The sequence below is a fragment of the Mycoplasmopsis opalescens ATCC 27921 genome (assembly GCF_000712185.1).
GTDB lineage: Bacteria > Bacillota_I > Bacilli_A > Mycoplasmatales > Metamycoplasmataceae > Mycoplasmopsis > Mycoplasmopsis opalescens.
In genome coordinates this window covers 1-15723 of record NZ_JOOB01000011.1, presented here as the reverse complement: position 1 = coordinate 15723, position 15723 = coordinate 1, and the positions used below count along the sequence as shown (strand labels likewise).

General features: G+C 27.2%; 10 protein-coding genes. 4 read left to right on the top strand and 6 right to left on the bottom strand.

Annotated elements, in window-relative coordinates:
• Positions 1–4: 4 nt before the first annotated feature.
• Positions 5–754 (top strand): phosphonate ABC transporter ATP-binding protein, encoded by a 750-nt coding sequence (locus T385_RS0100830; protein ID WP_029905653.1) that lies wholly within the window; start codon positions 5–7, stop codon positions 752–754.
• Positions 718–2544 carry an ABC transporter permease subunit gene (locus T385_RS0100825; RefSeq protein ID WP_084276662.1) on the top strand — a complete coding sequence of 609 codons (1827 nt, stop codon included), beginning with the start codon at positions 718–720 and terminating at the stop codon, positions 2542–2544. Before T385_RS0100830 ends, T385_RS0100825 begins: the two co-directional genes overlap by 37 nt.
• 19 nt (positions 2545–2563) lie before the next feature.
• Here T385_RS0100825 and T385_RS0100820 read toward each other — a convergent pair whose 3' ends face one another.
• The 6 genes from T385_RS0100820 to ligA all read right to left on the bottom strand — a co-directional run bounded on the left by T385_RS0100820 (position 2564) and on the right by ligA (position 13169).
• Positions 2564–4651 carry a S41 family peptidase gene (locus T385_RS0100820; RefSeq protein WP_029905649.1) on the bottom strand — a complete coding sequence of 696 codons (2088 nt, stop codon included), beginning with the start codon at positions 4649–4651 and terminating at the stop codon, positions 2564–2566.
• A 16-nt stretch (positions 4652–4667) separates the two neighbouring features.
• Positions 4668–5423: a hypothetical protein gene (locus tag T385_RS0100815; protein WP_029905647.1), complete on the bottom strand. Its 756-nt coding sequence runs from the start codon at positions 5421–5423 to the stop codon at positions 4668–4670.
• 105 nt (positions 5424–5528) lie between these two features.
• Positions 5529–7784 carry a leucine-rich repeat protein gene (locus T385_RS0100810; RefSeq protein ID WP_029905645.1) on the bottom strand — a complete coding sequence of 752 codons (2256 nt, stop codon included), beginning with the start codon at positions 7782–7784 and terminating at the stop codon, positions 5529–5531.
• Positions 7785–7796: 12 nt separating this feature from the next.
• On the bottom strand, positions 7797–10094 hold the full coding sequence (locus T385_RS0100805; protein ID WP_029905643.1) for a leucine-rich repeat domain-containing protein: 2298 nt from the start codon (positions 10092–10094) through the stop codon (positions 7797–7799).
• 266 nt (positions 10095–10360) lie between these two features.
• On the bottom strand, positions 10361–11137 hold the full coding sequence (gene tpiA, locus T385_RS0100800; protein WP_029905641.1) for a triose-phosphate isomerase: 777 nt from the start codon (positions 11135–11137) through the stop codon (positions 10361–10363).
• Between the two features lie 43 nt (positions 11138–11180).
• Positions 11181–13169, bottom strand: coding sequence for an NAD-dependent DNA ligase LigA (gene ligA, locus T385_RS0100795; RefSeq protein WP_029905639.1), 1989 nt, complete (start codon positions 13167–13169; stop codon positions 11181–11183).
• Positions 13170–13318: 149 nt separating this feature from the next.
• On the opposite strand from ligA, the gene T385_RS0100790 reads away from it, so the two are divergent.
• Both T385_RS0100790 and T385_RS03550 read left to right on the top strand, forming a co-directional pair.
• Positions 13319–14506: a phosphoglycerate kinase gene (locus tag T385_RS0100790; protein ID WP_029905637.1), complete on the top strand. Its 1188-nt coding sequence runs from the start codon at positions 13319–13321 to the stop codon at positions 14504–14506.
• Between the two features lie 201 nt (positions 14507–14707).
• The coding region (locus tag T385_RS03550; protein WP_198763708.1) for a restriction endonuclease subunit S at positions 14708–15723 on the top strand (1016 nt) is incomplete at its 3' end.

Sequence of the window (15723 nt, the reverse complement as noted above, 5' to 3'; positions counted from 1 at the left end):
CAATATGGAGAAAATTATCGAAATCAAAAACGCAACAATTAAATATAAAAATGATGTTTTTCCAACATTGGAAGATATCTCTTTTGATGTGAACAAATCAGAAATGATCGCTATTATTGGCCCAAGTGGAGTGGGAAAAAGCACTTTGTTTAAATCATTAGTTAAAGCGATTAAATTACAAAATGGAAGCATAAACATTTTTGGCCAAAATATCTGTGCTATAGGCAAAAAAGAATGAAAAAAAATTATTAAAAAAATTGGATTTTTAACTCAAAAACCAAATTTAGTTTCGGCTGATGATGTTTATACAAATGTTCAAAGAGCATTTATTGATTATAAAAATTTTATCTTTAAAATATTTGGAATTTTAACTAAACAGCAAAAGGTAAAAATTTTTGAAACTCTTGAAGAACTAGACATTTTAGAAAAAACTTTTTATCGGGTTGATGATTTAAGTGGCGGCCAACAACAAAGGGTTGAAATCGCTAAGTTATTAATTCGTGAAGTTGATTTAATTCTAGCCGATGAACCTACATCTAATTTAGATAACCATACCGCCAAAGAAGTACTAGTTTTATTGGAAAAATTAAAAAATAACGGAAAAACAATAATTGTAAACATTCATGATTTATCACTTGTTAAACCTTATTTTGATCGTGTAATTGCGCTAAAAGATAAAAAAATAGTGTTGGATTGTGCAACTAAAGAAATAGAACAATGACAACTCGAGAAAATAATTCAAAAAACAGAATAAAAATTGAAAAAAAATGGCATTCTTATCGCGTAATTAACAATAATCAAGCCAATACTGACTGAAAAATTAAACCAATTTTTAAACATCTTATTTTAATTGCTTTCATCATTCTTTTTTGCTTTCTAGTTTATGACCAAGCAAGCAAAATTAGATTTGATAACTTTAATTTAGTGGGAGAAAATCTAAGAAAATTTTTTACATTTTCTAACAAAAGCACGCACACAACACAGGGTGATGGATTCACTAACTTATTTTATGATTCAATTAAAGCCTTATGATTAACGATTAAACTCGGTTTAGTAGGCACATTTTTTGGATTTATTTTAGCTTTATTAACCTCAATTTTATCTTTTAGTGTCATAACTAATAAATATTCGGCTTTTATTGTAAAAATTACAATGCTGATTTTAAGATCGATACCTGAATTAGTTTTAATTGGAATTATTACTAAAACGATAAGAAATCAACTTTCCTTATTATTAGTTTACACTTGATTTACTTGATTATGGTTGCATAAATACTACATAGAACTACTAGAAAATATGGATTTAAATCCTTTTTATACTTCCATTAATCAGGGAAACTCAAAATTTAGCGCCTTTAATAAAGAAATATGAGCAAGATCAAAACATAGAATTTTTGCTTTATTTATATTTTCATTCGAAAGTAATATGCGCTGAGCTTCAATTTTAGGAGCTTTATCTCTGCCTGGTATAGGTGTTTTAGTAGATTCTGCTGGTAAAAATATTGCTTTAATCGAACAATTAGGCATTCCTTTATTAGTATTAATGGGCTTTGTATCGTTATTGGAAATAAGCAACATTTTGTTAAAAAAATTTGTTTTTGAAGCTAAAACTATTGAAATAGATTTGAATGAAAAAAATAAAAGTCAAACAATAGCTAAATTGACAAAGCATATAAACTGAAGAAAGGTATTTTATGTTGTAATGTTAGTATTCTTTTTCACAATAACAGTTATTACATTCGCAACATCTAAATTTTCTTTTTTTGAAACCACCGAAACTAAAAATTTGCTTAAAGCACTAGTGAATGCGGACTTTTCGCAATTTTCAATCATATCAAAAAGCGAAAGCCTTAATCCATTTTTAATGCTTTGACAATCAACTAAATTTACGATTGTTTCTTTAACTATTGCAGTTATCTTAACGATTTTATCAATTAGAATTCAAGCTTTAAATTTAAATAAAACGTGATATGCTTTTTTAAATCGTATCATTAATGCTTTTATAAGATTGATACCTTCGATTGTGCTTTTCTACTTATTTACATTTATTTTGGATTCATCTTTATCATTATTGATTATAGTTATTGGTATCCACCAAATGACTTCACTTTCGAAACAATTAACTGATGCTATAGATAATTTGGATAAAAGCATTATTGAAAATATGCGAATGCAAGGATATTCAAATAATCAAATATTTTATAAATATGTCCTACCGAGCATAAAATTTGATTTTATTTCTCTTGCTATTTTATATTTTGAATTAATCTTTAGAGCATCCATTACTTATTCGATTTTTGCCGAAGGAAAATTAGATATAGGAAAAGGCATTTGAACTAATTTACAAGATAAAAATCCAAAACCAGAATTGGCTCTAGCGTATGCTTGAATAGGGTCTTTTGGAATATTAGCCATTAATATTTTTGGTACTTTGTACCTTAAAAATTTAAAATATAAAATAATAAAAAAATATTTAGCTTCACTAAAATCACTTTTTCACAGGCTTTTTAGGAACAAAAATAACAAAAACAAAAAAACCGTTTAACATTAGGTTAAACGATTTTTTATTGGTTTTTGTTTTGGTTTTTAGAATAGATAATAACTTCATTAAAAAGTTCTTTTGCTTTTATTATTTTTTCATCTAAATGATCTAAAGTATCTGTATCTTTTGCGTTAAGTATTTCAATTCTATTTAAAAATTCAGCTTTTTTTGCTTTTTCTTTTCTCTTTAATTCGCTTAGATTATTAACTATTTTTTTAACATTATCTAGTTCCCGTTTTAAATTATTAACTTTAATTTGTCGAATGGCCAACTGATAAAGTTCATCGCCTTTTTTTTGACTTTCTAAATACCCGTCAATAACATCATATAGATTATAAGCTGGATAAGGAATGGTGATATCAGGTTCAATTCCGTCTTGTGTATAAGCTAAATCAGCTTCTTTTTCAACCTCTTTACCTTCATAAGATACTCATGCATTGTTTGAACTAATTTCTAAGCTAGTGCCATCAGGTAAAACAATAGGTAAAATCGAATACATTCCGCCCCCTGATTTATTACCAATTATGGTGGCTAATTTATTTGACTTAGCAATATGAGTCAGTAAATTTGCTGCACTAAAAGTATTAATACCGCTTAAAATGTATCATTGGTAATCTGGATATCCATCCTTTTCATCGTAAACATCATCATGGTTCACATCAACACGATATTTTGAAAAGCCTAAATTTTTATTAACAGTTTCATAAAAATACAAACTTAAATCCTTATTGGTTAAAAATCCAGCAACTTTTTCCATTGCTGCAATGGAACCTCCACCATTAAGTGATAAATCTAAAATGATTTTATTAATTTTTTCAACTTTAGAATGTTCTTTAATCATCTCCATTGCCTTAGACATAAATAAATATGAATCATATTTATATGCATCTTTTTCTTTTAATTGCTCATCAGTTGCAATATTAAAAATGTCTAAATAAATAATAGCCTTATCTTTATGGAATGAAACAATTTTATCTTTTTCGCCTGCATTATAGGCATTTCGGATTCTTTTTAGTTCTCTTAAATAATAAATATAATCATTAACTTTTTGACTTAATGAACCACCGTAAGGGTTTGATCTATAATTTTTCGGATGGAAATAAGAACCCGATTGAATAGAGGTATGAAGCTCATTTAATTCTTTATAAACGAAATCTTCATAAGCTCGGGTATTGGTATATATATCAGTTGATAAAAATCTTTCTTTCAAGCTTTGATTTTTTTCTTGCTCTGGAGTAGCTTCATCTTTTGAATTATCAATAATCGTTTTTGCAAAGTATTCATCAAAATTTTTAGCTTTTTTCTTAGCTAAAAATTGTGTTTTAAGGCCATAATAATTGTCAAATACAAATCTTAAAAAATTATAAGAATTAACTCTTTCTTTTTCACTTTGTGCTTGGCCACTGCGTGAATTATTAATAACCTGGTTATACTCTTGTGTCGAAATATCCTTATTTACAGTAGTTGTAGTCCCAATAAAGGCATCATTATTAAAGTAAATATTATAATAATTTGGACTTAAAAATAGGAAATTAAAAATCGAAAATGGTAAAAAGATATTGCTGTCAATCTCTTTGATTGTCATACCATAATTATTCAAATCTAGTGTTGCATACTTCTCATCGGAAAGTTTTTTATTATTGAACTCTAAATATTTTAATTGACGTGCATAATTGGTTGTTTGCGATTGCTTTGTAATATTAAATACATCTGTAGAGCTCATCAAAATTTGGTTTGTTTTGGCGTTAAAAAATATTTTTTCATTATTTATGTCGTATTCATAAACACCATCTTTAATTGATGCTAATTTAAGCTTTTTTAAATCAAAAATTCCTTTTAACTTTGTTAAAAATTCATGAAAATTAATATATAAATCAGACGTTAATACATCACGAAAAGAGTTTAATTTAACATTATTAATTTTAAATTCCGCTGATAAATTTTTAAATTCATACTCCTTTTCAAATTTTAATTCTGGATGATTAAGCTTTGTAACTTTTAGTTCTTCTTTTGCGCACGAAACTGCTGTGGCAGAGAGAAAAACATAACAAGTTAAAGCTGGAAGGGTAAATAAATTTAGTCTAATTTTACTTCAATTATATCGTTTCATTCATCATCCTAATTTTCTAAACTGTTATTTTAAAAATTTTTTTTACATTTTCATAGTTTACCCTATCTTTCCCTTTCCACCAATGAAATGGATATGAAAAATATTGCCTTAAATCCCCCGAATCTCTCTCAAATTTTGGAGTAAAGTTATCCCAGAAGCCTTTATGTTCTTTTGTTTCTAAAATTCCACATATTCCTAAAGTTTCTAATAAGCCAGTAACTTCATCTTTATTTGATGGAAATAGTTTTTCTTTAGCTAATTCATTTCTTAACATAGTTGCTGTTTTCGTTTCTTCAAAATTATCTACAAAGAATAAAATTTTCTTTAAAATTTCATAATCTTCTTCTTTTGGAGTTTTTTTCTCCATATTTAAAAATTCAGATAAATAATAATAAGGTTTAGCAATCTCACCCCAAATTCCACCACTATAATATCTTACCCAATTAAAAAATGTAGCAGTAATTTCTTTTGGAACTTTATATTCTTTCCCTTTATCATGTTTTAGTCAACTTCTTGCATAAATATATGAAGGTAAAATATATCTATAATCTAAATCTCTAGTTGATAGGCTATATAAAAAGGCATTAGCTACCTCTTCTAAAGAAACTTTTAAAAATATTTTTTCAAGAATATCAATAAATTCCTTTTCTGTAATAACTATATTTTCTCTAAGTAAAGCTTTTTCTTTTATATATTCTACTTCTTCAATATTTAAACTTGGCTCATTTTCCATATATTTTAAAAACAATCTTTTAGCTTTTTTATCTATCATATTTCATCCTTCAAAGTTTTCTAAAAAATTTTTAATCTCTTTGCACATAAAACTACTGTAGCAGAGAGAAAAACATAACAAGTTAAGCCGGAAAAGTAAATAAATTTAGTCTAATTTTACTTCGATTATATCGTTTCATTCATCATCCTTTTTACTATTTTCATATTTATTTTTTTCAAGCTCAAATTCTTCTTTTATTTTGTCTTCATTTAAAATTTCCTCATCATTAGCAATATTTACATTAGTTAATTCAAAACCAATATCAGTTATTAGAGCAATTAAATTATTGATTTTTTCATCAGTCTTATCTAAATTATCATTAATATTAAATTTATTATTATAAATAAATTTTTCAATTGAATTAATGACATCATTATCGCTCTTATTTGCTTCTATTTTGATAGTTTTTTTAATATTTTCTTTACTTTTTTCAGTTAATTTATGATATTTATTTAAAACTTTTACCTGAGCTATGTAGAAAAGATATTGGTTATAATATTCAGCATTTTTGACAATTTCTTGATATTTTTTTAGAATATTTTTATGTTCATTAATTGAAATTTTATTTTTTGCTATTTCTTCAAAAATAATCGAATAATCAATTTGTCTTATTACATCATCGAACTCATTTTCTTTATTAAGTTTTTTAGCATTATTTTTGCCTTTTTCGATTATTGATTCATAATGATATTTATCTTTAATAGTTCAAAGAAAATCAAAATCCAAAGTTTCTATTCATTGATTATTTTTAATAAATTCATCCTTTTTATCGTTTTCAATCGTGGCCAAAACATCTGTATATGCATCAAATAAGAATTTTTTTGCTTTGTTTAAATTGTTATTTATATCTGATATTTTTTCATTGTTTTTGTCTTGTAATAATTTAATTTTTTCTTCAATATCAGATTGTTTAACTATTTTGATATTACCATTTAATTTTTTTTGTAGCTTCACTTTTTGTTCTTCACTAGAAACATATATTTTCTTAAGATTTTTAAAAGCTGCTTTTGAAATTAATATCCCATGTTTTGCATTATTATCATTTGTGATTAAATCTAAATCGATATTAGCAGGTAAGGTTAACGTTTCTAATTCTGGAAGCTTAGTTAAAAATGTTTTTAAGTTTTTATTTAGTGTTATATTTTTTATTTTAGCTTCTCTAAAACCATCGAAAACAATTAAAGATTCGGGTAAATCAATCTTATTAAGTTTTGTAAAATTAAAGCCCCTAACTTCAACTAAATTATTATTCAGTTTAACTTCTTCAAGCTCAAAATTTTCATTAAAACCATAATTTATATGTGTGACATTTTCTGATAATATTAGCTTTTTGATTCGTATATTATTAAATCCACTAATAAATTTAAGTGATTGAGGTAAATTTAGCTCATTTATGGCTGTATTATCAAAAGCATTATGACCAATCGACTCAAGGGTTGAATCTGCTTCAAAATTAATTTTTTCTAAATTTTCATAGTCTTTTAAAACTTCAAATTGAATATATTTAGTTTCTTTTGATATTGTAATTTCTTTATCGTTGAAATCATATTGTTTTTTTGCGTTATTCCTTGTTAATGCAGTTTTATTAGCAAATTCTATAGTTTCATTAATTTTATTAAACAACTCAATTTCAATTTGTTCAAAATCTTTTTCTTCGTTTATTTTGTTCTTTTTATCTCTAGCATCATTAAAATGTTGTCTAATAACATCTTGTTGATCTAAGGCAAAAGGATTATTTCCGTGCTCTTGCTCAAACTCACTCAAAATCCTTGACTCACTATCTAAAAATAAATCTAATAATTCTGCATATGATTTCTTCTCAAGGACAAGTGCTTCATTAATTTTTTCATCGATTACACTAGTCATCTCTTTAATTTTTTTATAAAAATGGCGATCATTTTTTTGTAACTTTTTAGCAGTGTTGATTATATTGCGAAGATAATTTTTAGCGCCAAATTTAGATAGTTCTTTAAGTTTTTGTTCTGCTTCTTGGACTTTAGCTATGAATTTTTTATAGTATAAATCTTGTTTTTGTTTCAATGTCAAACTATAGTATTTATCAATATCTTTTGCTGATTTTTTTATGTCTTCAATCGCTTTATTTATAGATTCAACTGTTGCCTTTTCATCATGGTAAGCTTTATTAGCTTTGTCTAAAACAACTGTAGATAGGTCAAATGCTACACTATCATAGTCATATCTATATTTACCGCGTTTATTGGTTAATTTTTGAATTTCATCATAAAGTCTTTCTTTAGCTTCCTCTAATAAATTATTACGATTTATAGAACATTGAACAGCTGTTAAGGATAATCCAACTAAAGGCGAAATGTAAAACAATTGTTTTTGAATTTTTTTCATAATTTCCTCTCACTAATCCAAATGGATTTCATAATAAATTTTTTGATTATTTATATCTTGAATTCATTCTTTATTGTTAACTAAAAATTTACTTTTAATATTTATTTGAATTAATCCACTTCAATGGGCTTTTGAAATTTCAGCTTCTTGGACATTTTTAGGCAAGGTCAAAATTTCAATATTACTTTCATGGAAGCCCGCGAAACTTTCTAGCGAATCGGGCAAGTCAATTTCATTAACAAAAGATTGATTAAAGCCACCGATTTTAATTAGGCCTTTAGGCAACGTTAATTGTTGGACTCTTGTAGAATTAAAACCTTGTGCATCAATCACTCCTTCAGGTATATTAATTTTTAATATATGTTGGTTGAAATTAAACGCATCATTGAGAATTTTTTTAACTTTATTAGGAATTTTAAGATTATTAATAGTGTTGTTTTTTCCGCCAAAACCAGCTAATATTTCAAGATTTTCAGGGAGAATTAATTGACTCAAATGTGCTTCATACAGTGTATTTGGGTAAATAATCCTTATTGAATTAGGGAGATCTATGCTTTTAATTAATGTATGAGCAAAACCTCCAAATTTAATCAATTGATTAGGTAATTTTAAATTTTCGATTTTAGTTTTATCAAAAGATTTTTCATATATAACCTGTAAAGCCTTGGGAAGGCTAACTTTATTTATATTGGTTTTTGCAAATCCACCAAGTGTTTTTAATGTTTCAGGTAATTCGATTTCTTTTATGTTGGTTCTATCTAAAGTGTTAGCTCAAATAACTTTTAAATTTTTAGGCAAAGCTATATTTGTGATTTTGCTTCCTGCAAAACCACCAAAACTAGCTAAATTTTTTGGTAATAAAATTTCTCTAATTTCAGCCTCATCTAGTGTGTTTGGAAAAATATGAATTAATGATTCTGGAAGATTGATTGATTTAATATTTCAATTTTTAAATCCACCAAAAGCTTGTAATTTAGATGGTAATTTTAGTGACCTAACTATTTTGATATTCTCAATATTTTTATCCAATGTGTTAGCATATATTACTCTTAGACTTTCAGGTAGATCTACTTCAGTTATCAAAGTATTGGCAAAACCACCTAAGTATTTTAATTTTATTGGTAGATTAATATCTGATATCAATGTATTATCAAATGATTTAGGTAATATTTTTTCTAAATTTTGAGGTAAATTCAAGCTAACTACACCAGTATAAGCAAAACCGCCTAATGTTTTTAATGAGTTTGGAAGGTTGACCTGCATCAAATTTTCACTCCTATTAAAGGCGTCTCCATATAGTTCCTCTACACCCTCCGGAATATCGACGCTGCTCAATGAGGAACGATTAAATCCTCCTAAAAATCTGATTGAACTAGGAAGATTTAACTCTTTTATTTTTATGTTTTCAAAACTATTGGGTAGTATTTTTTCTAATTTGTTATTAAAAACAATATTATTAATTGGAGTATTATTAAAACCGGCAAGTTCTATTAATTCATTATTTAATTTTAAGCTCTTAATTAATGTTGAATCAAAAGAGCATGGTAAAATTTTTTGCAGGCCATCCGGCAAATTCAGCTCTCTTATAGATGTTTTAGCAAAACCACCAAGTTTTTTTATTTTTTTCGGTAAATATAAATTAGTTATTTTTGAATTATCTAAAGTTCCTTCCAATATCTCCTCTATAGATTCAGCTAACTCTATTTTTGCAATATTAGTATTAGCAAAGCCTCCTAAAGTTTTGATTTTCTTGGGTAAAGTGATTTGTGTAATTTGCGAATTATTAAAATTATTTTTACCAATATAAACTAGATCATCATGTAATATTAGTTTCTCTAAATTATAATAACCTTCAAAAGCATTATCTTTTATTACTGTAAAGTTGTGTGGAATTTTAATTTCCATTGAATCTTTAGAAAACATTTTTTCAGTTTTTGTTTTATCTAGTTCATAATCTTTTGTATCATTAATTTTATTTATATTTGCATCTATGACTTCATAACCTGCCAAAGAAGATAAATATTCATCTTCTTTCTGTTCAGCATATTTCTTAAGTTCTCGATATTTTTGTCTTAATTCATTCAAATTTTTATCATTTTTTGTAGATTTTTCATATAAATCCAAATCTTTTTTGAATTCATCAATCTTATCTCTTGATACATCTAAAAAATCTCTTGCCTCTATAAATGCAAGATTATTTTTAATTTCTTTAAAACTTAATTCATTTTTAGAACATGAAACTGATAATAAAGCAGTCCCAAAAATTGATGAACAAAGCATTAAATTCCTATATATTTTTTTAGTTTTCATCATTATCCTTAATGAGGAATAAATATTATTTTGTTCTAAAATCACAAAATAATTAAAAATATCCTCTACGACAAGGGGATATTTTTAAATTCAATATTTAAGCCACGCATGAATTACCATGATCTGCTTTTCGGTATAATCTCAGCCTTTTACAGCACCCTTGTCTAATAAATTATATTACAAAAGAGAAAAATTAAGCTTAAGACATAGGCTTTTAATGATCTTTCTTTAATTTAAATTAAAAAGAGCAGTAAATACTCTTTGAATTATTTATCTTCTTTATGTTTAAATTTAGTTCCAATTATTTCAACAAAATTATTTAAATCTAGGGTGCAGTTACCAATTAAAAATCCGTCATTAGGAACGATTTGCGATAATTCCTCATTAGTTTTAAGCGAAACACTACCACCATACATAATATGCAAATTAGGAGAAGTTATTTCTTTTATAAATGCAGTCATCTCTTCAACCCATTCTCTCGAAGCACAATGCCCCGTTCCCATAGCTCAAACAGGTTCATAGCTCAAAATAAGTTTATCCAAATCAAGACCAAAAAGCGAGTTAATTGTTCTTTGTTTTACAACTTCTTTAGATAAGTGTTTTTCATAATCTTCTAACTCTTCACCCACACATACGATAGGGATTAAACCGTACTCAATTGCTTTCTTAGCTTTTAAATTAACTATTTTATCTGTTTCTCCTTGGTATCTTCTTCTTTCAGAATGGCCTACAATAACATATTTAATCCCTAAATCAACAAGCATTTTAGCTGATATTTCTCCTGTATATGCCCCTTGGTCATATAATGAAATATCCTGTGCTACAGGCATTATAGGAAAATCTTTATCTCCTTCAAAAGGTAAAAAAGTTGATAGATTTGTAAAAGGCATTGCAATACCAATTACATTATTTTTTACATTTTTAGCATATTCTTTATCTTTAGCCATTCTATCTTTTATTAATTTACATGCTTGGGTTAAAAATTCCATACTTTCTGTGAATGTTTTATTCATTTTTCAGTTTGCAATAATAATTTTATTCATTTTTCTCCTCCACTTATATGGAAATAATACCACAATTCCATTCTTATTTTAAAAGTTCTAATAATTGTTCTTCATTAATTATTTTTATGCTTAACTCATTTGCCTTGGATAATTTAGATCCTGAATCTTCACCGAATAATAAATAAGAAGTTTTTTTAGATACTGAATTGGATACTTTACCACCATTATTTTCAATTAGTTCAGCAAAATATTCTCTAGGTTGAGAGAGTTTACCGGTAATTACAAAAGTTAAATTTTCAAACTTGTTGGATTTGAGGGCATTAGTAGTTTTTTTAAAATTAAATATTGTGTCTAAAATTGCTATATTATAGCGATTTTCGTCATTTTTTAAATATTCGGTAAGCGATGTAAAAATTGTTTCACCAATATTTTGAAGTTTTGCAATATTACCTAAATTATCCGCTTCCAGTAGCTGAGTAAAATTACTAAATTTAGTTGAAATAATCTTCGAAGCTCTTAAACCAATATGTCTAATTCCTAGTGCATATAAAACTCGAAAAAAAGGTGTATTTTTACTATTTTCAATATTTTTAAGAAGATTTTCAACTTTTTTATTAGCAAACCTAGGTAGCTTTAAGATTTCAGCTTTTTTGTTTTTTAATTCAAAAATATCTAAAATATTTTTTATTAGACCATTTCGATAGAAATCTTTTATTGTGCTTAAGCCTAGTCCTACTATGTTTAAACTATTTCTCATTGTGAAATGAGCTAGTTTATTTATAATCATTTCTGGGCATTGTTTATTTATACAAAATTGGTCGACATTATCGCCAATGTAAAATATTTTTTGATTACATGATGGACACAATTCTACTGTAGCATAGGTGTTTTGGCTGTTTTTATTAACTAGCTCTATAACTTTTGGAATAATTTCTCCTGCTTTAACAATCTTGACCTCATCCCCAATATTAATGTTATGCTTTTTTATAAATTCATAATTATGTAAGGTTGCAGCTCGTACAGTTGTTTGATTTAATTCCACCGGTTCAAGTTGAGCAACATAAGTTATTTTCCCAGTCCGTCCAACTGTTGCAATAATATTCTTTATGGTGCTAACTGCATTTTCAACATCATATTTAAATGCAATAGAATGCTTAGGGAATTTGGCTGTTCTTCCTAGTTCATCGTGGTATTTAAGAGAATTAAGTTTAATAACTAATCCATCAACAGCATAATTGAAATTATCTTTGACTTCTGCAAAATTTTCAATCTCGTTCGAGAGATTTTCTATCTCAACAACTTTAGCGACTTTAGTAGTAGGTAACCCCATATTTTCTATGAAATTTAATACCTCTTTTTGAGTCTTTAGTCCATATTCGAGCGGATTAACAACTTGATACAAAAACAAGCTTAAACCCCTATCTAAAACAACGGATGCATCCAATTGTCTAAGAGTTCCCGAAGCAGCATTCCTTGGATTTGCAAAAGGTTTTTTGCCCTCTTTAATTAATTGTTCATTTAGCTCTTCGAAGCGGTCTTTAGCTAAATATATCTCACCTCTTATCTCAATTTTTTTATCAAAAGCTATTTTGTTTTTAACATCTTGCAACATAAAAATATTTTCTGTTACATCTTCACCTTCAACACCATTGCCACGGGTAACGGCTTTTACCAAAAAGCCTTTGTTATAGTGCAATGCGATTGAAAGACCATCAATTTTTGGCTCTAAAATAAAATTAATTTCATCTAAAGGAACACTGTTTTCAATATTATTTACAAACCTTTCTACTTCATCATAATTGTACGCCTTAGCTAAGGATAACATAGGGTAGGCATGTACAAATTTGCTAAATTTTTGATCTCAAATTAATTTACCAGCGCCGACTTCATTTGTTGATTGCCTTAAGGCAAATTCTGGATAAATCTTTTCTAAATTTTCTAATTCAAGCAGCAATTTATCATATTCATTGTCACTAATCGAAGGATTATCATCAATATAGTATTCACGGTTATATTTATTTATTAAAACATTTAATGTTTTAATTCTTTTTTGCGCTTCATTGCGATTCATAACACCTCATTTTTTGTAATTGCATTATATAAAATCTAGAAAAATTAGCTCGAAATTAGTGAATTATTTCCACATTTTTTCCATTTTTTAAGCTAATCAAAATAATAAATAATGCTTAATAATATAATTATTATATTAAAGGAGTAAATATGAAGGAAACTATTGATAATTTAAAACTAGATAATAAAACTGTACTAATGAGAGTTGATTTTAATGTTCCAATTAAAGAAGGCAAAATTACATCGAATAAAAGGATTTTAGCGGCTTTACCAACAATTAAAAAAGCGCTAGAAAGTAAAGTTAAATTAGTTTTATTTTCGCATCTTGGCAGAATTAAAGAAGAAGCAGATAAAGAAAAAAATAATTTAGAGCCTGTCGCATTGGAGTTAGCTAAACATTTAAAAAATCAAGTGACTTTTGTCAATGAAACTAGAGGTCAAAAGCTTGAAAATGCTATTAAAAATATGAATTATGGCGAAGTTATTTTAGTTCAAAATACACGCTATGAAGATTTGAATAATAAAGCTGAAAGTAAAAATAGTGATGAATTAGGAGCTTATTGAGCTTCTTTGGGGGATGTTTTTATTAATGATGCTTTCGGTACAGCACATAGAGCTCATGCTTCAAATGTTGGAATTGCTAAGCATATTTCAGAAAGCGCAATTGGTTATTTAATAGCTAAAGAAACTAGTGCCCTTTCGAAAGCGCTTGTTAATCCTGAAAAACCTTACATTGCAATAATTGGAGGTGCAAAGGTTAGCGATAAAATTAAAGTCTTAGAACATTTAGTTACTTTAGTGGATAAGATCATTATCGGCGGAGGTATGGCATACACATTTTTAAAATCACAAGGATATAAGGTAGGTAAATCATTAGTTGAAGATGACTTTTTAGCCTTTGCTACAGATTTTTTAGCTAAATACCGTGATAAAGTTATCTTACCGGTTGATCATGCTATAAGTGAAGAATTTGCCGATACTGATCCCAAATATACTAACGATGCCAACATAGACGATAATTTTATGGCGCTAGATTTAGGTCCTCAAAGTATCGACTTATTTACCAAAACATTAAAAAATGTTAAAACAGTAGTATGAAATGGACCTATGGGAGTTACAGAATTTAATAATTATGCAGCTGGAACATTAGCAATAGCCAATGCATTAGCTAAAGAAAATCAAGCTTATACTATTGTTGGCGGTGGAGACAGTGTAGCTGCAATTCAAAAACTAAAAATGGAGCAATATTTTTCACACATATCAACAGGCGGTGGTGCTAGCTTAGAATTTTTAGAAGGAAAAACATTGCCAGGGTTTGATACAATTCAAAATTTATAAAAAAAGTAGCTAAAAATGATATGTACCCAGAATCATGGACACAAATTTATTAATTAGGCAACACAAATGGATGTTTTCCTGTATTTTACAGGAGGCATCCATTTTGTTTGCTATTTGAAATTTTTAAAAATTCATTACGTTATTTAAAATGAATATATTTATTTTAATATAATTATAAATATTAGTATTAAGGGGCAAAATATGAGTAATGAATTGAAGCCAAAAATTAGATTTAAAGGGTTTGTTGATGCTTGAGAATTAAAAAGGTTGGGGGATGAGGCTGATTTTATTAATGGCTTAAGTAGTGTATCAAAAAACGATTTTCTTTCTGGTTCTGATGAATATATTGACTATTTAAATGTTTTCAATAATCCTATAGTTGACTTATCAATATTAAGAAAATTCAATAATAGAAGAAATCAAAACAACATAAAATTTGGTGATGTGCTTTTAACAATATCTTCCGAAACTCCAGAGGAAGCTGGAATTTCTTCTGTAGTTTGTGAAGAAATTAAAGATAAATACATCTATTTCAATAGTTTTTGTATTTGTGCTAGATTTAAAAATATCCGAAACTATTGCGCCAAGTACTTAGCATGATATTTTAGATCAATGTATTTTAGAACATTTGCAATTAGGGAAGCTCAAGGAATATCAAGATTTAATATAAATCAGCAATCATTTAAAAAGCTACCAGTTTTATTCACTCAACTCCCCGAACAAAACAAAATAGCTCAGACATTCTCAACCCTTGATTCACTACTAAAACTACATCAAAGCAAGATAACTGCGCTCAAAAAAATCAAGCAAACTTTACTAGAGAAAATGTTTCCGGTTGAGGGCTCAAATATTCCATCAATTCGGTTTGCCGGATTTACTTACGCTTGAGAACTAAAAAGGTTAGGGGATGTAACCAATTTTTCAACCGGTAGAGTTATAACTGTTTTTCAATCATCTAAAAAAGGTTTTCCAATAATTTCAGGTGGTGTGGATATTATGGGTTACCATACTGAATACAATAGATTAGAAAACACTATTACTATCGCAAGAGCCGGGAAATGTGGCTGGGTTTCATATATTCCAGTTAAATTTTATCTTAATGACAAGTGTTTTTCGTTAGATTTGAAGATATTTATTAATCCATTCTTTTTATTTAATTCATTAAAGAATATTCAAGATAACATAATGGATTTAGGGTCTAACTCAACAATACCTAC